At 41.7% G+C, this 25,660-nt stretch carries 18 protein-coding genes and 1 other annotated feature; of the genes, 4 read left to right on the forward strand and 14 right to left on the reverse strand.

Annotated elements, in window-relative coordinates; all coding sequences use genetic code 11:
- The first annotated feature begins 117 nt into the window (after positions 1–117).
- Together bhn_RS14005 and bhn_RS14010 are read left to right on the forward strand one after the other, a co-directional pair.
- Complete coding sequence (locus bhn_RS14005; RefSeq protein ID WP_071177269.1) at positions 118–1,470, forward strand: S1C family serine protease; 1,353 nt, start codon at positions 118–120, stop codon at positions 1,468–1,470.
- A 28-nt stretch (positions 1,471–1,498) separates the two neighbouring features.
- Positions 1,499–2,443 carry a 3'-5' exoribonuclease YhaM family protein gene (locus bhn_RS14010; RefSeq protein ID WP_071177270.1) on the forward strand — a complete coding sequence of 315 codons (945 nt, stop codon included), beginning with the start codon at positions 1,499–1,501 and terminating at the stop codon, positions 2,441–2,443.
- A gap of 52 nt (positions 2,444–2,495) precedes the next feature.
- Here bhn_RS14010 and bhn_RS14015 read toward each other — a convergent pair whose 3' ends face one another.
- Genes bhn_RS14015 through bhn_RS14030 form a run of 4 tightly spaced genes read right to left on the reverse strand, consistent with a single transcriptional unit; the run spans position 2,496 to position 6,751 of the window.
- Complete coding sequence (locus tag bhn_RS14015) at positions 2,496–3,653, reverse strand: pyridoxal phosphate-dependent aminotransferase (protein WP_071177271.1); 1,158 nt, start codon at positions 3,651–3,653, stop codon at positions 2,496–2,498.
- A complete protein-coding gene (locus bhn_RS14020) occupies positions 3,650–4,138 on the reverse strand; it encodes an Lrp/AsnC family transcriptional regulator (RefSeq protein ID WP_071177272.1) in 489 nt (162 codons plus the stop codon). The genes bhn_RS14015 and bhn_RS14020 overlap by 4 nt, the downstream gene beginning before the upstream one ends.
- Positions 4,139–4,177: 39 nt before the next feature.
- Entirely contained in the window at positions 4,178–5,152 is a 975-nt protein-coding gene (locus bhn_RS14025; protein ID WP_071177273.1) for an AIR synthase-related protein, read from the reverse strand.
- A gap of 39 nt (positions 5,153–5,191) precedes the next feature.
- Positions 5,192–6,751: a VanW family protein gene (locus bhn_RS14030; RefSeq protein WP_071177274.1), complete on the reverse strand. Its 1,560-nt coding sequence runs from the start codon at positions 6,749–6,751 to the stop codon at positions 5,192–5,194.
- Positions 6,752–6,817: 66 nt separating this feature from the next.
- Between bhn_RS14030 and bhn_RS14035 the strand changes: the two genes are divergently transcribed.
- On the forward strand, positions 6,818–7,477 hold the full coding sequence (locus bhn_RS14035) for a tol-pal system YbgF family protein (protein WP_071177275.1): 660 nt from the start codon (positions 6,818–6,820) through the stop codon (positions 7,475–7,477).
- Between the two features lie 57 nt (positions 7,478–7,534).
- Here the strand turns inward: bhn_RS14035 and galT are convergent, their stop codons facing one another.
- The 4 genes from galT to bhn_RS14055 form a co-directional block, all read right to left on the reverse strand.
- Complete coding sequence (galT, locus tag bhn_RS14040) at positions 7,535–9,073, reverse strand: UDP-glucose--hexose-1-phosphate uridylyltransferase (RefSeq protein WP_071177276.1); 1,539 nt, start codon at positions 9,071–9,073, stop codon at positions 7,535–7,537.
- Between the two features lie 21 nt (positions 9,074–9,094).
- Positions 9,095–10,276, reverse strand: a complete 1,182-nt coding sequence (locus bhn_RS14045) for a galactokinase (protein ID WP_083386024.1) — start codon at positions 10,274–10,276, stop codon at positions 9,095–9,097.
- Between the two features lie 176 nt (positions 10,277–10,452).
- A complete protein-coding gene (locus bhn_RS14050) occupies positions 10,453–11,616 on the reverse strand; it encodes a toxic anion resistance protein (protein ID WP_071177277.1) in 1,164 nt (387 codons plus the stop codon).
- Positions 11,617–11,659: 43 nt separating this feature from the next.
- The gene (locus tag bhn_RS14055; RefSeq protein WP_071177278.1) at positions 11,660–12,886 is read right to left on the reverse strand and encodes a 5-bromo-4-chloroindolyl phosphate hydrolysis family protein; all 1,227 of its coding nucleotides are present in this window, start codon (positions 12,884–12,886) and stop codon (positions 11,660–11,662) included.
- Between the two features lie 169 nt (positions 12,887–13,055).
- Here bhn_RS14055 and bhn_RS14060 point away from each other — a divergent pair, with 169 nt between their 5' ends.
- A complete protein-coding gene (locus tag bhn_RS14060) occupies positions 13,056–13,961 on the forward strand; it encodes an AraC family transcriptional regulator (RefSeq protein WP_071177279.1) in 906 nt (301 codons plus the stop codon).
- Here bhn_RS14060 and bhn_RS14065 read toward each other — a convergent pair.
- The 6 genes from bhn_RS14065 to bhn_RS14095 all read right to left on the reverse strand — a co-directional run bounded on the left by bhn_RS14065 (position 13,953) and on the right by bhn_RS14095 (position 25,508).
- Positions 13,953–16,427, reverse strand: coding sequence for a glycogen/starch/alpha-glucan phosphorylase (locus bhn_RS14065; RefSeq protein ID WP_071177280.1), 2,475 nt, complete (start codon positions 16,425–16,427; stop codon positions 13,953–13,955). The genes bhn_RS14060 and bhn_RS14065 overlap by 9 nt on opposite strands.
- A gap of 735 nt (positions 16,428–17,162) precedes the next feature.
- Positions 17,163–19,286: a glycosyltransferase family protein gene (locus tag bhn_RS14075; protein ID WP_071177282.1), complete on the reverse strand. Its 2,124-nt coding sequence runs from the start codon at positions 19,284–19,286 to the stop codon at positions 17,163–17,165.
- Between the two features lie 20 nt (positions 19,287–19,306).
- On the reverse strand, positions 19,307–20,512 hold the full coding sequence (locus tag bhn_RS14080; RefSeq protein ID WP_071177283.1) for a protoporphyrinogen/coproporphyrinogen oxidase: 1,206 nt from the start codon (positions 20,510–20,512) through the stop codon (positions 19,307–19,309).
- The gene (locus bhn_RS14085; protein WP_071177556.1) at positions 20,509–21,216 is read right to left on the reverse strand and encodes a glycosyltransferase; all 708 of its coding nucleotides are present in this window, start codon (positions 21,214–21,216) and stop codon (positions 20,509–20,511) included. The genes bhn_RS14080 and bhn_RS14085 overlap by 4 nt, the downstream gene beginning before the upstream one ends.
- Positions 21,217–21,282: 66 nt before the next feature.
- Positions 21,283–24,480 carry an isoleucine--tRNA ligase gene (ileS, locus tag bhn_RS14090; RefSeq protein ID WP_071177284.1) on the reverse strand — a complete coding sequence of 1,066 codons (3,198 nt, stop codon included), beginning with the start codon at positions 24,478–24,480 and terminating at the stop codon, positions 21,283–21,285.
- Positions 24,481–24,523: 43 nt separating this feature from the next.
- Positions 24,524–24,760, reverse strand: a binding site (T-box leader).
- Positions 24,761–24,821: 61 nt separating this feature from the next.
- Positions 24,822–25,508 carry an MIP/aquaporin family protein gene (locus bhn_RS14095; RefSeq protein WP_071177285.1) on the reverse strand — a complete coding sequence of 229 codons (687 nt, stop codon included), beginning with the start codon at positions 25,506–25,508 and terminating at the stop codon, positions 24,822–24,824.
- Between the last annotated feature and the right edge of the window lie 152 nt (positions 25,509–25,660).

Here is a 25,660-nt window from a genome sequence, read left to right on the forward strand (position 1 = left end):
ATAAGAGTTTCTTTGCTACTTCTTATGCGTAGTTACCATTTAAAAGATAGGGGCATTTAGGGAACTATGGTATAATATTGAAATGTATCAAGTAGTTTTATGGGGATGGGGTATTCTATGCCAACTAATCAAGAAGAAAACAAAAACGAAAATTTAGCTAATACGGATTTTATTAGTGAGAAGATAAAGCAAAGACCTATTAACAGGAAAAAGCTCTTAAGGCGCACTATCATTACTGTCACTTTGGCAGTGCTATTTGGTTTTGTTGCCTGCCTTACTTTCCTTTTATTGCAGCCACTTTTTAGTGACAAGCTCTATCCAGAAAAAGAGCCTGATCCAGTCACACTACCACAGGAATCTGCCAGTGATGAGCTCACTCCAGAGGAGATGTTTGCTGATGATGATCAGATTGCTGCAAGCGAAGCCCAGAGCTTTGAAGAAAGCCAGAAGGATCAGATAGATCAGGCTATCGCTTCTTATTCCTTTGACTCATCAGATTATAACAAGATGGTAAGGTCACTTAAGTCCGTAACAGATGCCGTTAAGCCTAGCCTTGTAAGTGTCACAGCTCTTTCAAATGACACTAACTGGTTCAGCGATTCCTATGAATCAAGCGGTTCTACATCAGGTCTCATAGTAGCTGACAATGGAACAAATCTCTTTATCCTTGTTCCATCAACTGCCGTTTCAGGTGCAGAGACAATCCGCGTAACTTTCTGCGACGGAGCAACTACCAATGCTGACCTCTGTCTTATGGACAGCATCACCAAGCTCGGTGTCATCTGTGTCAAAAGAGCTGCTCTTACTCAGGACACACGAAATACTATTGGGCCAGCTGATCTTGGAAGCTCAGCAGGTGGTAACCTTACAGGCTCTCCTGTTATTGCACTTGGTAGCCCTGTAGGCGTTCAGGACTCAGTTTCCTACGGCATCATCACTTCAGAAAAGAGCTCCATAAACCTTGTAGATACAAACTACAAACTCCTTACAACAGACATCTACGGAAGCGCATCAGCTACTGGTATACTTATAAATCTTCACGGACAGGTTATTGGAATCATTGATATGTCACACAATCAATCAGACATGTCCAACCAGATCAGTGCAATCGGCATCACTGAACTAAAGGGTCTTATCGAAGATCTTTCAAATCAAAAAGACAGAGCATTCCTTGGCATCCACGGCGCCACAGTTCCTAGCGACATTCAGGAAAGCCTTGGAATTCCAGCCGGCGCTTATGTAACCCAGACAGAAATGAGTTCACCAGCTATGCGCGCAGGCATACAGAGCGGAGATATCATCACATCTTTTGGCGGATCTCCTATTGATACCTATGAACATTTGGTTAGCAAGCTTGCAGGTTGCGAACCTAATGATATAATTACAATTACTGTTATGAGACAGGCTCCAAACGAGTACATCGATATTGAGATTGAAGTAACTCTCTCAGCCTCCACAACAGACAAGTAAAGAAGTATTAGAAACGAGGATTTTTTAAATGAAGTTCATTAAAGATTTAAAACCAGGCGATCGCATTGCTGACATCTACATGTGCAAGCACAAGCTCAGTGCCACTACCAAGAATGGTAAAGAGTACTATTCAGTTACTCTTCAGGACAAGACAGGCACAGTTGATGCAAAGGTTTGGGAACCTAACAGTGATGGTATCGACGAGTTTGATGATACAGATTACATTGATGTTTTTGGTGAAGTTACAAGCTTCAACGGCATGATCCAGGTTAACGTTAAGCGCGCCAGAAAATGCCACGAAGGTGAGTATGATCCATCCCTTTACCTTCCTGTTTCAAGCAAGAACATCGATGACATGTACAAAGAGCTCCTTGGAATAATCGGTTCCATCGAGAACCCATATCTCAAAAAGCTCCTTGAAGAGTTCTTCATCCACGATGAAAAATTTATTGATGTATTCCGTAAATCAAGCGCCGCCAAAACTGTACACCACGGCTTTATCGGAGGACTTTTAGAGCACACTCTTAGCGTAACTAAGCTCTGTGATTACTACTGCAAGTCTTACCCGGTTCTAAAAAGAGACCTTCTCCTTACAGCAGCTATCTGCCACGATATCGGTAAGACCAAAGAGCTTAGCCTCTTCCCAGTAAATGACTACACAGATGAAGGTCAGTTCCTTGGACACATTGTTATGGGCGCAGAGATGGTCGGAGAGAAAGCTCGCCAGATCGATGGCTTCCCAGAGATCCTCAAACAGGAGCTCCAGCACTGTATTCTGGCTCACCACGGCGAATATGAATATGGTTCACCAAAGAAGCCATCTATCATCGAAGCTGTTGCTCTCAACCTTGCAGACAACACCGACGCCAAGATGGAAACCTTCACAGAGCTTCTTGCAAACATCACAGCTCCAGGCTGGCAGGGATATAATAAGTTCTTTGAGAGTAATATCTACGATTCACGTATGGATTAATTATTTGAATTCAAAAAGGAATGTCGAAAACGACATTCCTTTTTTAGTGTCATTATAGCTTAGATATAAACCTCTCAAGTCTCTCCATTGCAGCCTTCAGATTATCAAGTGAGTAAGCGTAAGATATTCTGATATAGCCCTCACCACAGTCTCCGAATGCTGTACCTGGAACTACCGCAAGCTTTTCTTCCTTTAAAAGTCTTGTACAGAACTCGTCACTACTCATACCAAACTTCTTGATAGAAGGAAATACATAGAACGCTCCAAATGGTTCAAAACAGGTAAGACCTATTCTTTCGAATTCATTTAAGAGATATCTTCTGCGTTGATTGTACTGCTCACGCATCATCTTAACATCATCATCACCATTTCTTAGAGCTTCTACTGCCGCATACTGACTGGTTGTAGGAGCACACATGATAGCGAACTGGTGAATCTTGACCATCTGTTTCATGATGACTTCTGGTCCGCAGGCATATCCAAGCCTCCAGCCTGTCATGGCATAGGCCTTGGAGAAACCATTTATGAGGATAGTTCTCTCCTTCATTCCAGGAATAGAAACGATTGAAACGTGCTCTCCGTTATATGTAAGCTCTCCGTAAATCTCATCAGATATTACAAATAGATCTTTCTCAATGACAACCTTGGCAATTGCCTCCAGATCCTCTTTTGTCATTACAGCACCTGTAGGATTATTAGGGAACGGAAGAACTAATATCTTAGTCTTATCCGTTACTTTCTCCAGAACCTCTTCAGCTGTAAGTCTGAACTGATTCTCTTCCTTAAGCTCAATTGTAACTGGAACAGCATCAGCTAAAATAGCACATGGTTCGTATGATACGTAGCTTGGCTGAGGAATAAGAACCTCGTCTCCTGCGTCGACCATCGCTCTAAGTGCAAGATCAATTGCTTCAGATCCACCTACTGTTACGAATATCTCTTTTAATGGATCATATTCTACATTCTGTGTTCTCTTGATATAATTTGAAATTTCCTGTCTCAGCTCTTTTAATCCGGAATTGGAAGTATAGAAGGTTCTGCCCTTCTCAAGTGAATAGATACCCTCGTCTCTGATGTGCCAAGGTGTATCAAAGTCAGGCTCACCTACACCAAGGGAAATAGCACCCTCGGTTTCCTGAACAATATCAAAAAACTTTCGAATTCCAGAAGGCTTTATATCAACTACTTTCTTTCCTATTGGATTTCTCATGGTGTTATTATCTCCCTTGTGTCTTCATACTTCTTAGTAAGAATTGTTCCGTGGTCCTTATATTTCTTAAGGATGAAATGTGTGGCTGTACTAAGAACAGTATCAAGTGTCGCAAGTTTATTGTTTACAAATCCAGCTACTTCCTGAAGAGTCTTTCCTTCAAGGATTACCATAAGGTCAAATCCGCCGCTCATAAGGTATACGCTGGTAACCTCTGGATACTTGTAGATTCTCTCAGCAATGCTGTCAAATCCAAGTCCTCTTGTTGGAGTAACCTTAACTTCGATGAGGGCATTTACCTTCTCGATCGAAGTCTTGGACCAGTCTATCATTGTGTGATATCCGCAGATCACACCTTCTTCTTCAAGCGCTTTAAGCTCGTTCGCTACTTCTATCTCTTCCGCACCAAGGAGTACGCTAAGTTCATGTACATCGATACGGCTGTTTTTCTCAATTGTCTTTAAAATTTCTTCTCTTGTACTCATGTGTATAACCGCTCCTTTAAATATGTTGTGGTAAAGCTATTAGCCAAGCACCTTATGTATCTCATCTGCCTGTGGCATCTCCAAAAATCTGGCCTCATCAAGATTTGTAATGATCTTGTCTTTGCCCTTTTCAAGGTAGCCAACAATGACTGCTGGAATTCCAGCCTCTTCTAAATCTCTTACAAGTGCCTCGCCGTCCTCAGTCGCAAATAAAAGTGCTCCTCCTGAAGTCAGGACGTATGGGTTTATCTCAAAGAACTCACATACTTCGATAGTCTCCTGTCTTACCGGGATACATTTTAAATCGACTTTTAGTCCAGTTCCTGCGCGTTCTCCCATTTCCCAAAGTGCAGCATATATACCGCCACCGGAAACATCGTGAATCGCACTGACGCTGGACTTCATGGCGACTGCGGCCTCACTATTTATTCCAAGGAGCTTGGAAAGCTCCTCTGCATCATCTATAAATGGTTCTGGATACTTGGTAGCAAGCTCCGCTCGTTTCTCAGCTGCTAGCATTGCTGTACCTTCCATGCCTATCCACTTACTAACTACAAGTGCATCTCCCGCCTTGGGCTTACTCTTGTATAGATCCTTTATCATGACCTCTGTTCCTACGCAGGTTGCTGTAACTATTGGTCTAGTAACAGCTTCTGTAACTTCTGTATGGCCGCCTGCATAGGCTATGTCATTTATATTGCATGCGCTTATGGCATCTCTTACTATCTTTTTAAGTACTGCTTCTTCACTATCTTTATCAAGTAATATATTAACTACCACATGGTCAGGCTTTATTCCCTGGGCTATCAGAGAATTTGTCGCCTTCATAACAGCATAATATCCGCACTTTGATACGTTTGTCGTAATAGTTGCTGTTGCAGAAAAACTATTTTCAGATTCAGAAAAAGCGCAGTCTGCCCCTACAGCTGCGCTTGTCTTTTTATTTGATTCAGTTTTTATGAGCTTTATGATGGAACGCTTGAGAGCATTCTCTGTTATCTTGCCAATTCTCATATAACCGCCATATTCTAAGCAAATGTTTACAGTTTCTGATTATCCTTGTAATTCCTCTTCCTCTGCAGCTTGCTGGTCTCTAAGCTGCTGATTGGCTGCATCTACAGCATCCTGAGCTGCCTGTGCTGCCGCTGCTTCATTCTCAGTACCCTGAGCGTTCCTAGCTGCTCCAAGGGCTCCTGCTACAGCTTTGATAGTTCCCACATCTCCTGTTGAGATAGCTGTCTGTATCTTGGCCATGGCGCTTTCATCGGCACCAGCTGTTCCTATTGTGATAATTCTAGGAACCATCTTGTATGTACTACTATTAACAACTTCTCTGCTTACTTCCTGACCATTTTCAGTAACGATCTTCCAGAGCTGTGCCTTGTATCCAAGGTGTGCTGACTGTGTTCCCACATAGCCAAGTGACTGAGATGGGTCTGTTACATACTGGTCTGCAGAAGCAGGTGTTGTCTCTAATACTTCACTCTTATACTCTACCTTATGGCCTGGATCTCTTGTCTCAACACCATAGATAGTAAATGTAATATGCTTGTCTGATGTAGTATAGCCTTCAATATAGATAGGAGCATCTGTGCTGTTTACGAACTTAAAGTTCTTGCCGCCAGACTCTGCAATAGCTGCATCTGCAGAAGGCTCTACATAAGTTACGATCATTGAATGATTGTGTCTCTCCGTTACTTCAAGCTCAGCAAGAAGTACTGCGTTATAAAGAGTTGTTGATACCTGGCATATTCCGCCGCCAACACTCTCAACTACAAGTCCGTTAAGATATGAACCTGCTGGGAAATATCCGTTAGCTTCCGTGAAAGGAGTGATAGTATCAAGAACCGAAAACTCCTCGCCAGGATAAATTGTTGATCCATTGATATGTGCACATCCATTAGCTACGTTAGCACTTCTAGCTGCTCCAGATGTTCTGTAGCTTGTAGTGTAGGTTCCAAGTACGTCTCTAACTTTAGCTAGTTCTTCAGCGCTTCCTTTTGGAGCATCCTCTTTTACAGAGAGCTGAATAACTGTATTGTCTGCGTTCCAGTCATTTTTGATGAAGTCCTTGATGATTCCTACTGATTCTGCGACATCCACAAGGTATCCTGTCTGACCTTCTGTTACTTCAAAACCGTTCTCAGTCTTCTTAAGACCATAGTTTACTGTCTTTTGATCAAAATTCTTGCTGCACTTTGCAAGTACATCCTGCAAAGCCTCTTCATTATAACCATACTCGATATCAAACTTGTGATTGTTTCTCTCAAGGTCCTTCATGGCTTTGTATCTTTGAACGATGTTGCCTTCGTGACCAAGAGCATATGCTTCATCTGCTATGTCTGTATTATTCCATGTAATGCCGAGATCTGAGGCCATAACTGTTATAGTCTTGCCTTCACCGGCTGATAATGTAAGTTCGCTGCTGTTTAATTCCTGGAAATAAGCTTCGATAGTGGTATTTGCATCAGCAATTGTCATACCGGATACATCAATGTTACCGATATATACGCCATTTGCAATTGTGCCCTTATCAGATGCCTGCACATTTATAGCAGGGCATACTAAGATTGATAAGAAAAGGAGAAAAATTCCTCCAAAAAATTTTTTCATAATGCTTCCTCTGTGCTATGATGAAAATAAAAAAAATTACCCACTTTTACTGAAAGGATATTATAGATGAAATTACCCTTTTTAGCAAGTTTCATTATACTTGCAATCTTTTTCAATATCAGCATGCGTCGCGTTTCCAGAAAGGTCGAACAGAAGGAAGAAGACTTCTGGGAAAGGGAAAGAAAATCAAACGAAGTCAGAAGAAAGAGCCTTGAAGGACTTGAATATATTCACATCCCGTTCAATCTCCTCCCTTTTGATACAGCAGGCGACAATGAAGCACTGCAGAATGCAGAAAATGACCTGAAAGCATTGGCCTTCGAAAAGATAGTCAACTTTACTGGCATTTCAAATACAGACTTAAAGCTCGAGTATGGAACAGCTAACATAACTGCTCTTACTCAATACGATCAGAACTATACCACTCTAGTACGTGCCCTCCAGAACTGGGGCGAACTCCTCTACAATCAGGGCCGCTACGAAGATGCTGCCAAGGTTTTGGAGTTCTCAGTAAAGACTAGAACTGACGTAACAGCAACCTACAGACTTCTTGTAGATATCTACAAGACCAAGTTAGAGTTTAGTGAAGAAGAGATTGAAAAGAAGATAAACGGTCTTATTCCAATTGCCAAGAATCTTAACTCCCTTAGCAAAAGACCTATTCTCCAGCTTCTTGGTGTGCCAGTTGAAGAAAAGAAGAAAAAACCACCTCTTGTGACTTTCTAAAATATTCATCAAAACTAAAAGCCGCAATAGAGCATTTCTATTGCGGCTTTTTTAGATTCAAAGTGTACTTACAAAACGATCAAATGCAGCCTGACCTTCTGCTGTTCTCTTATATACTCCGGCATCTTCTAGTACATGCATGAAGACTTCTCCGATTTCCTTCTGGATAATATCATCAATGTTGTTCTCATCTATCACATCGTACTTAGTCTTAAATGCATCTACCCAGTCTGCATGCTTCTCAAGAACTTCATCTTTTCTGATATCTGCTCCCTCAAGGATTGCTTTTTTGAGGTCAGCCATCTCAGTCTTAAGTCTTGCTGGAAGTACTGCAAGTCCCATGACCTCAATAAGACCAATGTTCTCTTTCTTGATATGATGGAGCTCAGCGTGTGGGTGATATACACCAAGTGGATGCTCATCAGTTGTGATATTGTTTCTAAGTACCAGATCAAGCTCGTAGTTGTCTCCGCGCTTTCTGGCAATAGGAGTAATTGTGTTGTGAGGTGTTCCTTCCGTCTCTGCAAAGATAAATGCAGCTTCGTCAGTGTATCCTCTCCACTTATTAAGGATCACATCTGCAAGAGCGATGATCCTCTCAGTATCTGGACCAGAAAGTCTGATAACAGACATAGGCCACTTAACGATTCCGCTCTGAACATCTTCAAAGCCCTTAACTGTAAATGTTCTCTCTACAGGAGCCTTGGCCATAGCGAATGTATAATGTCCGCCCTGGAAATGATCATGACTAAGGATTGAACCTCCTACGATAGGAAGATCTGCATTAGATCCTACAAAGTAGTGTGGGAACTGCTTAACAAAATCAAAAAGCTTGCAGAAAGTATTGTGCTCGATCTTCATAGGAATATGCTGTGAGTTAAATACGATGCAGTGCTCGTTGTAATAAACATATGGAGAATACTGGAATCCCCACTTTGAATCCTGAATTGTTACAGGAATGATTCTGTGGTTCTCTCTTGCAGGATGATCGACACGTCCTGAATATCCCTCATTTTCCCAGCAGAGCTGACACTTAGGATAGCCTGACTGCTTGGCGTTGCGCGCTGCTGCAATAGCCTTAGGGTCCTTTTCTGGCTTGGAGAGGTTGATCGTAATATCAAGATCACCATACTCAGTAGGAGCGATCCACTTCATATCCTTTGCAATACGATAACGTCTGATGTAATCGCTGTTCTTGGATAAGTTATAGTAGTAGTCTGTTGCTTCTACAGGATCTTTTTCATATTTAGCGCGGAACTTACTGATAATAGCGCTTGGTCTCTCAACCATAAGTCCCATAAGCTTTGTATCAAAAAGATCTCTATATACAACGCTGTCGTTTTCAATAAGGCCATTTGCTGCTGCAAAGTCGTCCATATCCTTAAGAACTGCTTCAAGATATGAAGCAAGCTCTTTCTCATCTGAAGGTACTTCCCCTGCAAGCTTCTCAATATCTGCACTGACATAATCAGCACTATCAAGTCCAAGTGCGATCAAAAGAGAGTTAACAGTATAGATAACATCCTCTTTTTCAATAAGACCTGTGGCAAGACCATAGGCCACTAATTTATTTACTGACTCCTGAATATTACTCATTTCCAAATCTCCATGGTTTTATTAGATTACTTCTGGACCTGCTCCAATTTCTACTGTGTAGAATGTAGCTTCATAGCCAATCTTCTTAAGGTAATTCTCGCCAACAGTCTTCTTGAAGTTCTCAATAGCCTCGTCTTTGACAATAGAAACTGTGCAACCACCGAATCCACCACCAGTCATTCTAGAACCGATAACTCCAGGGATCTTCCAAGCTTCCTCAGCAAGTGTATCAAGCTCAACGCCTGTTACATCATAATCATCACGAAGTGACTCGTGTGACTGTCTCATAAGCTCACCAAAGCGTGCGATATCTCCGTCCTTAAGGACCTTAACAGCCTCGATTGTACGCTGATTCTCATATACAGCGTGCTTAGCCTTCTTCTGCATATCTGGATCTGTTAAAAGCCCTTTGTTTGCCTCAAACTCCTCGATTGAAAGATCACCGAGTCCCTTGATATCAAGCTTCTTCTGAAGGATTGAAAGGGCTTCTTCGCACATGCTACGACGAGCATTGTACTGAGAATCTGTAAGCTTGTGCTTCTTGTTGGTGTTAGCAACGATGATCTTGGCACCATCAAGCTTGATTGGAGCATACTCAAATGAAAGATCTGCTGTGTCAAGGAAGATAGCGTTGTTCTCTTTACCCATTGCTACAGCGAACTGATCCATGATACCGCAGTTACATCCATTGAAATTGTTCTCTGAATACTGACCAATAAGAGCAAGATCCTGATTGGTTACGTCAAATCCATAGAGATCTCTTAAGATGAATCCTGTTAATACCTCAAGTGAAGCTGATGAAGAAAGGCCTGATCCGTTAGGGATATTGCCGTAGATGACCATATCAAAACCTGCATCAAGCTTCATTCCTCTCTTCTCAAAAGCCCAGATAACACCAAGAGGATAGTTAACCCAACCTGCTGCCTCTGAAGGATTAAGTGCATCCTCAAGATTTGCTTCATATACACCAAACTTCTCCTGGTTTACTGAATAGAAACGAACCTTCTTGTCATTTCTCTTGGCAGCTGCGCCATATGTACCAATAGTGAGAGCACATGGAAATACGTGTCCACCGTTATAATCTGTATGTTCTCCAATAAGATTTACTCTACCTGGAGCAAAGTATGCTTTAACATTCTCATTTTTGCCATAAACCTTCTCAAAGCTGTCAAGAACAGCCTTTTTCATTTCCTGATCGATCATATAACCTCCTTGATCCATACAAACCATTAAGTGTTTTTGTGATATTATCTTACGATAGAGGCGAATTCTTTTCTATGCCTCATTGTTTCATATACCTGTCAAAATGTTAAATAAAATAAGTATAAAAAAAACGGAGTAGATATTTTTATCTACTCCGGAATCAATATTTCAAATAATTAGTTCTTTGCAGCCTCTAAAAGCTTATCCTTAAGCTGGCTCTCGATCTGAGCAAGCTCTGCCTCAGCTTCACGACGCTTTGTCTTGCCTTCTGTCTGGATCTTGAGTACTTCATCAAGAGTTGAGATAAGTGACTCGTTTGTATGCTTAAGAGTCTCGATATCAACAATTCCTCTCTCAGCCTCTTTAGCACTCTCTATTGTAGCAACCTTAAGTGCATCAGCATTCTTTCTAAGAAGCTTGTTTGTCATATCATTAACTTCTCTCTCTGCCTCAGCAGCCTGTGTTGCATGCTCGATACCGATAGCGATCACCATCTGGTTCTTCCAAAGAGGAATAGTGTTAACGATTGTAGACTGAATCTTCTCAGCCATTACTGTGTCTGAGCTCTGTACCATACGGATCTGTGGACCAGTCTGCATAGCGATTGTTCTTGTAAGCTCAAGGTCATAGATCTTCTTCTCAAATCTATCGCACTTGTTAGCAAAATCTTTTGCCTTCTCAGCATCCTCAGGAAGTCCTGTCTCTGCTGCCTTCTTCTGAAGCTCTACTAGTGTTGTGCTTCTCTCTTCCTCAAGTCTCTTCTTACCAGCAAGGATGTACATTGAAAGTTCCTTGTAGTAATTGAGGTTAAGGTCGTACATTCTATCAAGAAGCTCAACGTCCTTCATAAGAGTAACCTGATGTCTCTCAAGCTCATTGCTGATAGTCTGAACGTTTGTCTCTACCTTGCTGTACTTAGCCTTAAGAGATTCGAGCTTGTTTGCACCCTTCTTGAAAAGAGCTCTTAATCCTTTCTCATCCTCATCAATCTCAAAGTTCTTGAGCTGTGTAACGAGATCAGTGATCATGTCACCAACTTCGCCCATATCCTTGGTCTTAACGTTGTCGATTGCTTTTTCTGAGAAATCTGCAAGCTTCTTCTGAGTACCAACACCGTAGTTCATGATACCTGTTGAGTTTGTGATATCGATCTGCTTGCTGAACTCCTCAACCTGCTTGAGCTCCTCTTCTGAAAGCTGAGCCTCAAGAGCAACGTTCCCGTTGTCCTTCTTTTCCTCTGCAGGTGCCTCCATTGTTGCTGTAGCTGCCTGTGGCTCCTCAGCCCCAAATGATAATGATGGTGCAGCTGGTGCTGCATCGAACTGTAAATCTGCTCCCATGTTCTCCTCCTTAAATACCTTTCCTTCTATAATAATTTGATTTTTAATCCTGTTTGAGCTGCATAGCCATGCCCTGACCTTCTGTTGTCAGACCATCCTGTGCCATCATAGTCTTCATGACTGAGATGTCTGAAGAAATATCCCAAGCCATATCCTGGAACATGCTATCAAGAAGCTTCTCAAAGGCCTCGTTGATAGTATCCATTGCTGTGCTGATCTCAGCCTTGGTCTGCTGAACATTTTCACCTACACCTGCCTGCTTATCAAGTTCTACATAAGCATCCAGAAGCTTCTTGGTTGTAGGAAGATAATAATTCATAAGCTTATGAAGATCATCAGCGCTTCCTGGATTCTTTTTAACTTTCTCAAAGATCCTGTTCATGATATTCTCAAGACGATATAACTTGTCTGACATCTGCTCTGTATCTGGTATGATATCGTTTGTAGCTCGTACAAATCTGATATAATCTTCACCCTCAGCGATAAGTCCCTCAACGCCAGTAAGGTTAGCTCTTGTAGTAGCGTTAACTCCAAGTGAAGCCTTCTGCTGGTCAAGTTCCTTCTTTTCTCTGGCAAGTCTGTCCTTCTCAGCTCCAAGATACATCTGATATGCAGCATCAGTGATCATAAATGTTGTCTCTGTGCTGTCAAACCTGGCTCTAGGAAGATATCCTGCCTTGACCATTTCCTTAAGATCCTTGGTAACTTCCTTGTCAGTCTTAACTACCTGCTGAGCAAGTTCTGAAACCTTGAAGTATTCTTTATCCTTGATGATATTGCCAAATTTGTGGAAAAGCTTGGCAAGCTTGAGTCTCTTGATACCGCCAAAGAGCCATAACAAACATGCTCCCATTGAAGCGATACCAGTAACAAGCATCCATAACCACGCACCACCAAATATTGCGCTAAACACTATTCCGCATATCAAAAGTGGTAACGCTCCAAAAAATCCTACCAAAGATGAGAATACAATACTCAACACACCATCATATCTGCTGACTTTCTTGGCAAAAAACGGATAACTTGTCTTAACTGCGGCGGCTGGATTCTGATTATAGCTATATTTGTGCTGATAATACTCTTTGCGTCCGCTTGAATATATAGTCCTCTGAGGAATAGAAACAGCCTTGACTGCATCTGTTATCTCACTGGCAAGTTTGCTGTAATCATTTTTATTGATCGCATCAGAAACGCTTTGTAATATATCTTGTCCTGCTTTTACACTAGAATCTATGATCTCTCTAGTGATCTCTTCTGTATTTTTCTCCACCCTGAACCTCCAAAAAGCGTCAAAACAACACCAAAAACGCAAGTCTATTTTACAGTAATTATCCACAAAAAACAATGATAATGCGTATCTTTTCCACTTGAACACACTAGTAGTTAGTTGATAATATTGTTTTGTAGAATTTCTTGTAATTATAGCGAAAGGAACCAAAATGGAAAAGGCATACAAGCTACTTTTTAATACAGAGGAATCTGATGATCTTTACGTTTATTGCTGCGGATTGTCACAGACACTTCCTGGCCACAGCTTTGGCCCTGCACTTAAACCTCACTTCATGATCCATTACGTTATAAGTGGCAAAGGCTCTTTTTCCATTGGAGGCAAAAAGTATCCTCTCAAAGAAAACTATGGATTCCTCATTGTTCCTGAGGAGCTTGCTTACTACGTTGCTGACAAGTCCGACCCTTGGACCTATGTTTGGATAGGATTTGGGGGCAAAAGAGCTGAGCAGATAGTTTCACAGCTTGGCTTATCCCTTCAGCAGCCAGTATTTAAGAGCACTGAATCTGAGACCATCTATAACCTTGTAAAAGATATGATGGATCACAATACCTTTAGTGTAGAGGACGTTCTTAGAAGAAACGGCCTTCTTTCTATGTTCCTTTCTGTCATTGCGTCAGGCCTTTCCGTAACTCCAAAGAGCGATTCCGGAAGCGCCAATGATTACGTTAACAGGGCGCAGGCCTTTGTTAGGAGTAATTATTGTAACCCAATAAAGGTCACAGATATAGCTGATTATGTATGTATTAACAGAAGCTATTTATACACTCTTTTCCAAAATGCACTTGGTATTTCGCCGCAGCAATATCTAGCTAGTTATAGGATTGCCAAGGCAACAGAACTTTTGCAGCTTACAGCTCTTCCTATAGAGTCTATAGCTATTTCCTGTGGATACTCTGATCCACTTGTCTTTTCAAAGGCATTTAAACAAGAAAAAAAGATGTCCCCTACCGCCTACCGCAAATCACTTCCAAAGAGTGATACTGAAGCAGGAAGCAAGGAACATCTCAAGCAAGTCGAAAAACTTATAGAAGAAAAACAACAAGAATCACTGTAATTCTACTTTGTCCAGATGCCATACTTCATCGACATATTCCTTAATGGTTCTGTCTGATGAGAATTTGCCACAGCTGGCAGTATTTAGAAGCGCCATCTTTGCCCAGCGTTTCTTGTCCTGGTATGCATCTGAGATTCTCTTTTGAGCTTCCAGATATGATTCAAAGTCTTTTAAAATAAAGTACTGGTCTGCCTTGCTAGAATTGATAGTATTAAGAAGGCAGTTATACAGCGGTCTAAAGAGCTCTTTATCCTCAGAGAAGGTTCCATCTACCAGCATATCAAGTACTTTCTTGACGTTAGGATCGCTGTTGTAGATATCCATTGGATTGTATCCACCATTCTTTTCATATTCCATTACTTCCTGAGAAGTAAGTCCAAAGATAAACGCATTCTCTTCGCCAACTTCATTGACGATCTCTACGTTCGCTCCATCTAGAGTTCCCAAAGTAACAGCGCCGTTGAGCATCATCTTCATGTTACCGGTACCAGAAGCCTCTTTACTAGCAGTTGAGATCTGCTCAGAAACATCTGCTGCCGCAAAGATAAGCTCTGCATTTGATACTCTGTAATCCTCAATAAATACAACCTTGATCTTGCCGCCGATATCAGGATCATTGTTGATAACATCTGCAACTGAGTTTATCAACTTGATAGTAAGCTTAGCTGTGAGGTATCCAGCTGCTGCCTTAGCTCCAAAGATATAGGTCTTTGGATAGAAGTCTTTACTTGGATGAGTCTTGATGTCATTGTATTTGTGGATGACCTGCAGGATATTAAGAAGCTGTCTCTTGTACTCATGAAGCCTTTTAACCTGCACATCAAAGATAGACTTTGGATCTACCTTTACGCCGTTATGCTCTAGGATATACTTAGCAAGACGCTCTTTATTCTTGAACTTGATCTCCATGAACTCATTCTGAGCCTTCTTGTCATTTGCAAAGGCCTTTAGCTTGTCCATCTGAGACAGATCTGTGATCCATCCATCACCGATCTTATTTGTTACCCACTCAGCCAAAAGAGGATTTGCATGGAGCAGGAATCTTCTCTGGGTAATACCATTTGTCTTATTGTTGAACTTCTCAGGCATCATCTCATAGAAATCCTTAAGCTCTCTCTTTTCAAGGATTTCTGTATGAAGCTTGGCAACACCGTTAACAGAATGACCACCAACAATAGCAAGGTGCGCCATCTTGACCTGATTGTCATAGAGAATAGCCATGCTTCTGATCTTGGCCTGAACATCGATACCTGCAGAACCGGTATATTTTCTCATGATCTGATCTACAAATCTTCTATTGATCTCATCTACGATCTGATAGATTCTAGGAAGAAGTCTCTGGAAAAGATCTACTGGCCACTTCTCAAGAGCTTCAGCCATGATAGTGTGGTTTGTATAGCAACAAGTCTTGGTTGTTACATCCCAAGCATCATCCCATGAGAACTGATAATCATCCATGAGAACTCTCATAAGCTCTGCTACTGCAACTGTTGGATGAGTATCATTAAGCTGGAATACGGCCTTTTCATAGAACTTTCTAAGGTCGTCATGATTTTGCATATATTTCTGAACTGCAGTCTGAACAGATGCTGAGATAAAGAAATACTGCTGCTTTAATCTCAGCTCTTTTCCTGCAATGTGATTGTCATTAGGATAAAGGACTTCACAGAGCTGGCTTGCAAGATTCTCCTGCTCTACAGCCTTCTGATAGTCTCCCTTGTCAAAAGAGTCAAGCTGGAAGCACTGGATAGGCTCAGCATCCCAAATCCTAAGGGTATTAACCACGCCATTTCCATATCCGATAACAGGCAGATCATAAGGAACAGCCTTAACAACCTGATAGCCCTCTTGCTTAAACATAGTCCTTCCCATGTCATCTGTGTACATAGTTACATAGCCGCCAAACTTAACCTCTTTGGCATACTCATTTCTTCTAAGCTCAAAGGGATTGCCGTTTTCAAGCCAGGCATCTGGTACTTCTACCTGATATCCATCCTGGATCTTCTGACGGAACATTCCATATTTGTATCTGATACCACAGCCATAGGCCATATATCCAAGAGTTGAAAGAGAATCCAAAAAACAAGCGGCAAGTCGTCCAAGACCACCATTACCAAGAGCTGGATCCGGCTCCTGATCCTCAAGAACGTTTACATCGATATCAAGCTCTTCCAGAGCATCTTTTACTGCCTTGTATGCCTGAAGATTGATTATATTATTACCAAACGCTCTGCCCATAAGAAATTCCATAGACATGTAATAAACAATCTTAGGATCCTGCTCAGCTGCAGCTTTCTGAGTTGTCATCCAGTGATCAACAATGGCATCCTTTATGGCATAAGCTGCCGCCTGATACATCTCCTGCGGAGTTGCCTCTTCCATAGTCTTTCTATAGAGAGTTTTAACATTGTAAAGAACACTTCTTTTGAAAAGATCTTTGTCGAATGGTAGTGTCTTTTTTTTCATAAGTAAGCCTCCTCGTTACAATTGTACGTACACAATGCTATTTTACTCCAAATTTACACGCAATTCTATTAAATATGCGTAAAATCGTGCCACCATTCACAGTTTGGGGATAGCCGCTGGCTGGTTCACTGGGGCCGCGCCCTGCCTCTGCCTAGTCTAGCTAAGTGGGGCCGCCAGCCTAAAGTTTGTTTTTGAGAATCTCTGAGGATTTTTCTATGTTCATGAGCGTTATATTTCTTACTTTAAATTCTGTTTTTGAAACACTGTCTGAGTCTTTGATGCCATTTTTGCTGTAAAGTTTTGTTTTGCCCTCATCAAAAAAACGATACTTTTCTATGTGCTCATGCAGCTTTTGTTTTAATACGCATGCTCTTGCTAAACGCAAACCGCATGCGCTTTAAAAGCTACTTATGAGCACAAGAAAATGGCGTTTTTTTGACAATCGTTCAAACCCAAAACTTTACAGCTAAAAATGTGCCTCAAAGACGAGTTTGTTTCTAAGAATTTAAAGTAAGAAATATAATGCCATGAACATAAAAATCCAAAGGATGAACAAAAATAAACTTTAGGCTGGCGGCCCCACTTAGCTAGACTAGGCAGAGGCAGGGCGCGGCCCCAGTGAACCAGCCAGCGGCTATCCCCAAACTGTGAATGGTAACAAAATCGTATCTATGTCAACCACAGAAAAGAAGCCCCTACTAAAATAGGGGCTTCAAGATCACTCTAAACTGATAACTATGTATTGTCCTCATCTCCCGAAGAAGCTATGGCCTCTTTAAATCTGCCAAGAATGCTTTCGTCGTAATCTCCGCTATCAATGAGAACCTTGGCATCCTCTTTTTTGATGCAGATGTTTGTGGACGCAGAATATCGCGCACTAAGGCTATCCCAGGTATCGTCTCCAAAAAGCTCTCCACTATATACATCCGGACGATACCATGTACTTCTGTAATCCATACTATTCCAAATGATCACGCTCTTGTATGGGATCTCTGCGTACTGATGATCCCATGTTCCAGTGATGATGTCATATGCGGTCTGTTCACTACTCCATTTCTGAGCCTTGCCAGATAGTCCTACCAACGAGATTATGACTATTCCAATAGAAAGAGCTCCGAATATGCGTAGTCTCCTTTTGTCAAGGCCATTGTGGATAAATATCCCTACAAGCCCCATTACCAAAAGAACTGTAGCAGGAGCAAAGAATCGGAAGTAGAAAGTATCCATGCTGGAGCGATATCTAACCACAATAAAGATCACGTAATATATTGCTGCATTTATTATAAGTACCAGATTAAGTGTATCCTTCTTTTTGGCAGTAACAACGCAGTAGGTGATAAGTCCTATAACAAGAAATACGAAAAGAGCTGATATCTTGACTGAAAGGCTACTTATAACCTCTGGAACGTCCACAAGAAATACATTGAACACTTCTGTAACAAGACTCTTAAAAAGGTCATCTGTAAGATTAACATAATCATCCCACCAGGTTCCGCGGCTAACACCAGTTGGATAGCCATTAAGCTTCTTGTTCATTAAAAGATAGGAAAAAGCCACTATCACAAAACTGCATCCAGAGGCGAAGATACCAATAAGTTTACCTTTAAAGGCTTTCTTTTGACTTTCATCTTTTTCTCTAAGCATCTTAACAAGAATATATATCCAATAAGGTCCGACCATGAACCACAGATAGATTCCAAAATACCTCGTAAGGAACGCCATGATTCCTGTTAGTGCAAGGAATATATAATCTCTTTTGGCTGGAGCATTGTCCTTAATGATCCTGCTAAAGCATATGGAGAATAGAAGCAAGAACAGTACAAAGGGAATCTCGCTCCAGGTATAGTAGCACATGGTGATAAAGCCTATGTTAGTAAAAGCAAGTGAGTATATCCATGCCTTATCCTTATAAACAACATAAAGAACTACGAATGTTGCTGCAATAACGATCATTGCCACGATCTTGCTTGCAAGGTATGCATTCATTCCTGTGATTACCATCACTAGCGCGATCATTGCCGGATAAATAATTGGCCAGTTGGCAAAATGGCTCTTATATCCTGCAATTCCCTCGTAGGAAAAGCCATTTCCTGCTGCAAGATTAACCGCTTCTCTCATGTATCCGTCAGAATCTGCTGAAATATATACGCCATCAACGTAAGAAGCCTGATAAATCTTGAGGCAAAGTGTTATAAAAAGCAGCACCATGAATATTGGTGAGAAAAACTTTAAAGCTCCCTCTCCTGCCTTTAACCAGGTAAATACTGAAGGGCAAAGGAGATAGCATATAACTAAAAGAGCTATCAATATCACAAGAGGAATCGAGAAGTAAAATGCTTCTCCGTAAGTTACGCTCTTATCTGTAATCACATCAAAGCCAAGTGATATCCCAGGCTCATAACCATTGACCGCAAGAAAATATGGATCACAGCCATTTGCAGTAAAGGTAAAAGAGTATGTTTCTCCCTTTTCCATTATGAAAGAAGCTGGAACCTTGTACCACTCTCCAGAAGTCATAGCCAAAATATCAGCAGAAACTTCTGCAACCTGTTCTCCAGAAGCGTTCTGCACAAGGATAGCAAGTTCCTTGTCCTTACCATCTGAAGCGGTCTTATCATCAATATTTAGGAGCAGCACCTCTATACTACTGACTTCTAGAGTCTCTGCAGGATTACTGTATGTTCTGGTAATAGCTTCACCATCTGTTAAAGTAACATAGATTGGCTCAGATCCAAGCTTTGGAAGCTTTGTCTCAGACCTCTGTGCCCCTGGCATAGTTCTTCCAAGAAGGACTAATACAAAGGCACATATCATGGCCACTATTACACTTAAAAATATCTTACTTTTTTTCTGATCCATATAATCTCCAAAAAAGTTATTTATGAAAGAAGCTCTTTTGCAAGGTTCATAGCAAGCTCAACGGAAGCATCAGAATTATAGTGAGTATGTTCTCCCCACCTTCCAACGCCGTATACTCCGTTTTGTCTTGCAAATGATAAAATACATTTCATCTGCTCCGGCTTATCCAGGGTGTTTATAGGATAAGCGTATTCTGAAGTAAAGTTCACATGGCCCTTTTGGGCATGATAACGCTCAGACCGCGTTTCAGTCCAGTAGCCCTTAGCGCCGGGATAAAAGTTCTTTCGCACAAGGATCCTGTGATAATCTTTATCTTCGTCAGGGAAGTAGATCCACTGCGCATCAGTATCCATATCCTCTTCGTGATATGTGACTTCGATGGATGTGTGCTTTAGCCCTTTTACCGCATCCTTCACTTCTGATGGTGCATTTACTAGTTCTATACTATTCCAAGGAATCGTGCTGATGATATGCTCGGCATTTATCTCCAGGCCACCTTCCAAGGTAACTTTCTTATTTTCAAAATCAATATCCTTGACTATCTCGCTGGTCTTGACCTTATCTCCTAGAGCCTCGCCCATGCGGAGCCACAATTCACCATATCCATATTTCTTTGGGTAAAAGAACTGTGCGTGTCCAGGCTGTTTACCAAAAGCCTTTTTGTGTTTACAGGATTCCAATGTGTCTTCATAACTTACATCAGGAAGCTTATCAAGCCAGTAGATGCCAAGTCCCTGAAGATTATCCCCAAACATCTTACGATTGTACGGAAGCATGTATTCTTCTGCTATCTTTTCTCCCAGCTTCCAGGTGATCCAGTCCACAAACTTTTCAGGCTTTTCTTTTCCTGTGTTGCAGCCCGCCTTAGCTATGGAGTCAAGAAAGGCATTCTGCTCTTCTTCCGGGAGTTCCCAGATATTTGCTTCAAATGGATGATGTATCTCGAAGTTCCTAAATCTGATGCGGCTGTCTCTGTCATAGCTTTCCCACTCGCTCTGTGGCATATAGTTAAACAAAAAATCGCATACTGCAGGTCTTCTTACATCCAAAAAATGCCCACCTCCTATATCAAGAGGTGCGCCATCTACATCTTTGGAGCGGCAAAGACCGCCTACTTCTGCCTCTTTTTCTATTAGCAGAAGGTCTGTTTCCCCATTATTAAAAAGATAATTTGCTACAGTAAGACCTGTTGGTCCTGCCCCCAAAATAAGATATTTTACCTTCATCCCATTACCTTTTTCTCATTTTCTTTTAACATGAAAAGAATCTTAAGTGCTTCAGTAACTGATTTCATCTTAAGACTTGATGTGCTTCCTGTATAGTGGATAGGCACTTCTACAGTAGTATAATTTCTGCAGTAGTAACGCATCTCTGTCTGATACATGTGTCCTGTGGAAAGAAATGCATCAAGGTCCATGTTCTTTAACACATCTACCTGGAATGCTTCAAAGCCACTAGTCATGTCCTTTAGCTTAGTTCCAAGAACAGCATTTGAAAGAATGGTTCCGCCACTACTTAAGAATCTTCTGTACATAGGCTGATGATCTGTACCACCGCCAGTTGTAAAGCGTGATCCCCAAACGCAGTCATAACCTTCATCAAGCTTTTCAATAAACTGTGGAATTTCTTCTGGCTTGTGGCTTCCGCCGCCGTCCATCTCGATTATTCTCTCAGCGCCATCCGCCATAGCTCTTCTAAAACCTTCAAGGTAACAGCTGATGACCCCTCTGCTCTCCTTGTAGTATATGCACTTTACTCTGCCTGTACTCTCATAGCTTCTGATGATATCAGCAGTATTGTCTGTACTATAATCGTCAACCACAGGATATACCAGGAGATTATCACATGGTAATGCCAATATTCTATCCAGAAGGCTTGCCATTGTATCGCCTTCGTTGGCAACTGGCATTACTATTATTGTTTTTTTCATGTTCTTTTCCTTAAAAGAGAAGCCACCCTTGAGTGGCTTCTCAAAAATATTAGATATCAATTACTATTATATTCTTTCAACTCCGATTGTAACCTTCTCACCGTTGATATCCCATTCCTTAGCATTTGCTACATCTGAGCCATAAACGATCTCGTTAGCAAGAACCTTAGATGAAATGCTGTCTTCATGAGCCTTAACGATCTTGGCAAGCTTGTCATTTCCGTTGAGAGAAACTTTGATGTGATCCATAACTTCAAAGCCTGAATCCTTACGCATTGTCTGTACCTTACTGATAACTTCAAGTACAAAACCTTCATTAACAAGCTCTTCTGTAAGGTTAGTATCAAGAACTACAGTGATACCCCAGTTCTCCTGTGATACAAAGCCTTCTTTCTGAGCCATCTCGATAAGAAGGTCTTCCTTAACAAGCTCTACATCAACATCATTAACTGTGAACTTGATAGAACCATTTGTGTTGAGCTCATCCATTGTAGCGTTTCCATCAAGGCCTTCAAGATAACTCTTGATAGCACCAATATTCTTACCATACTTAGGTCCAAGTGTCTTGAGCTGTGGCTTGAATGTGTAGCTTGTGAAATCACGAACATCATCTGTAAATGCTACGTTCTTAACATTAAGCTCATCTCTGATGATTTCTGTATAGAACTCTCCTACAGTCTGCTCTGCCTTTACGTACATCTGTCCGATAGGCTGACGATTCTTGATGTTTGCTGCATTTCTAGCTGCACGACCAAGTACTACGATATCAAGTACTTCTTCCATGTCCTTCTCAAGCTTCTCATCGATGAGTGAAGCATCAACTGCTGGGAAGTCACAGAGGTGGATACTCTCTGGAGCATCAGCAAAGCTTGTGCGAACAAGGTTCTGATAGATTTCTTCTGTCATGAATGGAACCATAGGTGCTGCTGCCTTAGCAACAGTAACAAGTGCTGTATAAAGAGTCATATAAGCAGAGATCTTGTCCTGCTCCATTCCCTTAGCCCAGAATCTCTCTCTTGAACGACGAACATACCAGTTAGACATTTCGTCAACAAAGTTATCAAGAGCCTTTCCAGCTTCTGGAATTCTATAGTTGTTAAGGTTCTCATCTACAGCCTTAACACAGCTGTTGAGCTTTGAAAGAAGCCACTTATCCATTACTGTGAGCTTATCGAGCTCAAGCTTGTAGTTAGCAGCATCAAAGCCATCGATATTAGCGTAAAGTACGAAGAATGCGTATGTATTCCAAAGTGTTCCCAGGAACTTACGCTGTCCTTCCATAACAGCGTCACCTGCGAAACGGCTAGGAAGCCATGGTGCACTGTTTGTATAGAAGTACCATCTGATAGCGTCAGCGCCGTACTTCTCAAGAGCATCGAAAGGATCAACCGCATTACCCTTTGACTTACTCATCTTCTGTCCATTCTCATCCTGAACAAGACCAAGAACGATAACATTCTTGAATGCAGGCTTGTTGAAAAGAAGTGTTGCCTCTGCATGAAGTGAGTAGAACCATCCTCTTGTCTGGTCTACAGCCTCTGAAATGAACTCTGCAGGGAACTGCTTCTCGAAGAGTTCCTTGTTCTCAAATGGGTAGTGAAGCTGAGCAAATGGCATTGCACCTGAATCAAACCAGCAGTCAATAACCTCTTTTACTCTGTGCATCTTCTTGCCGCACTTAGGACAAGTGATCTCAAACTTATCAATATAAGGTCTGTGAAGCTCTGTTGTCTCAGCAGATGGATCTCCTGAAAGTTCAGCGAGCTCTTTTCTAGATCCTACTGAAAGCTGGTGGCCACAGTCATCACACTCCCAGATGTTAAGAGGAGTTCCCCAATATCTATCACGTGAGATACCCCAGTCCTGAATATTCTCAAGCCAGTCACCGAAACGTCCCTTACCGATTGACTCAGGAACCCAGTTGATCTCTTTGTTGTTGCGGATGAGATCATCCTTAACTTCTGTAACTTTGATGAACCATGATGAACGAGCATAGTAAAGAAGTGGTGTACCACATCTCCAGCAGTGAGGATAATCGTGCTCCATCTTTGGTGCTGCAAATAAGAGTCCTCTCTTATCAAGGTCTTTTAATACCTCTGGATCTGCACTGATAGCCCCCTCATCCATCTCTTTCTGAGTTGGCTTACATCTCATTCCAGCAAATGGAGTCTCAGGCTTAAGACGACCTTCTCCATCAACCATCTGTACAAGTGGTGCGTCATATTTACGTCCAACTCTGGCATCATCTTCACCAAATGCAGGAGCGATATGTACGATACCTGTACCATCTGACATAGTTACGTATGTATCGCAATAGATGAAGAATGCCTTCTTGTGCTGCTTTGCAGTTTCATCTGCTGCGCACTGGTAAAGAGGCTCATACTCTTTGTACTCAAGATCTGTACCAACGTATGTCTCGAGAACTTCGTATGCCTTCTGTCCTTCTGAATCCTTATCAAGTAATGTGCCGAGTACTTTATCTGCAAGTGCTTCTGCAAGATAATAAACATTTCCGTCTACTGCCTTAACCTTGATGTACTTCTCATCTGGGTTTACGCAAAGGCCGATGTTGGAAGGAAGTGTCCAAGGTGTTGTTGTCCATGCAAGGAAATATGCATCCTCGTCCTTAACCTTGAAACGAACGATAGCTGTACGCTCTTTTAAGAGCTTGTAGCCCTGTGCTACTTCGTGTGATGAAAGAGGTGTTCCACAACGTGGGCAGTAAGGTACTACCTTAAATCCCTTGTAAAGAAGTCCCTTCTTCCAGATCTCATTAAGAGCCCACCACTCTGACTCAATGAAATTGTCATCATATGTAATGTATGGGTGCTCCATATCAGCCCAGAAACCTACTGTGCCTGAGAAATCTTCCCACATTCCCTTATATTTCCATACAGATTCCTTACATTTTTTGATGAAAGGCTCCATACCGTATTCTTCGATCTGCTCTTTTCCGTCGAGACCGAGCATCTTTTCTACTTCAAGCTCAACAGGAAGACCGTGTGTATCCCAACCAGCCTTACGAGGAACAGTGTATCCCTTCATAGTACGGTATCTTGGAATCATATCCTTAATAGCACGTGTGAGAACGTGTCCGATATGTGGCTTACCATTCGCTGTTGGAGGGCCATCATAGAACATATACATCTCACCCTTGCTGCGTGTGTCTACACTCTTTTTGAAGATATCTTCTTTTTTCCAGAATTCTTCGATCTTCTTTTCTCTGCCGACAAAATTCATGTCAGTTTCGACTTTGTTATACATTTTCAAGCTCCTTTCTTGTGAAACAAAAAAGCCTCGTCCTTGTAAAAAGGACGAGGCAAAATATCAATCTCGTTGTACCACCTGTTTACACATACGCGCAAGCTCATCGCTTGTTGAATACGCTTTCCGTTAACGCCAGAACCTACGTCAGGATCTACTCATTTCAACCCCGCAGCTCAGAAGTGATTTTCAATAAGTTTCTACTCGCACCGCCTCGCACCAACCGGCGGCTCTCTGAAAGCTTTCATAAACTATCTACTGTCTTCGTCACAGCTTTTACTCATATTGCACACATTCTACTACGGATAATTAAAATATGCAAGGGATATTTACAGTGTGGTTTAATCTTCAAGAGCTTTATAAACACATGCCGCAAGAGCTGCACCAACAAGCGGTCCTACAATAAATACCCAAAGAGCTGCAATAGGCGCTGTGTTTCCGGTAAATGCAGCAACAAGCGCTGGTCCAAAGCTTCTTGCAGGGTTAACGCTTGTTCCTGTAAGACCAATGCCAAGGATATGAACAACTACAAGAGTAAGGCCTATAACAAGTCCGCCAAAAGAGCCGTGATTTGCCTTCTTGGAAGTAACACCCAGGATAGCTATAACAAAAATAAATGTAAGAACTATTTCAACTATAAGTCCTGCTATAGGGCTTCCGTTTACACCAGCAAGTCCGTTTGATCCAAAGCCCCCAGTCTTATCTTCAACACCGCCTGTTCCAAAGATGAGCGCCAGGATTCCAGCACCTGCCAAGGCTCCAACGCACTGAGAAATAACATAGCAGATAAATTCCTTAATCTCCATTCCACCAGTTAAAAGAACTCCCAGTGAAACCGCTGGATTAATATGACATCCAGAAATGTTACCAATAGAATACGCCATTGCCACGATTGTAAGACCAAACGCAAGAGCAGTTAAAAGATATCCTGATCCGCTTGCAGCGTCACACCCAACCAGCATAGCAGTTCCGCAGCCCAATACTACAAGGGTTGCTGTTCCAATACATTCTGCAACATATTTTTTCATACCAAACCCTCCATTTAGTAAAAATTATTAGTAACAAGTGTATTATATACCTTGCTGTCTTAATTTTGTTATATAAGTTATCAATTTTATCCACATATTTGAATGGTCAAAATCGCCTATATTCTGGAGGATTTTTACTAGAATAAGGTTAA

This window comes from Butyrivibrio hungatei (assembly GCF_001858005.1).
Classification (GTDB): Bacteria; Bacillota; Clostridia; order Lachnospirales; family Lachnospiraceae; genus Butyrivibrio; species Butyrivibrio hungatei.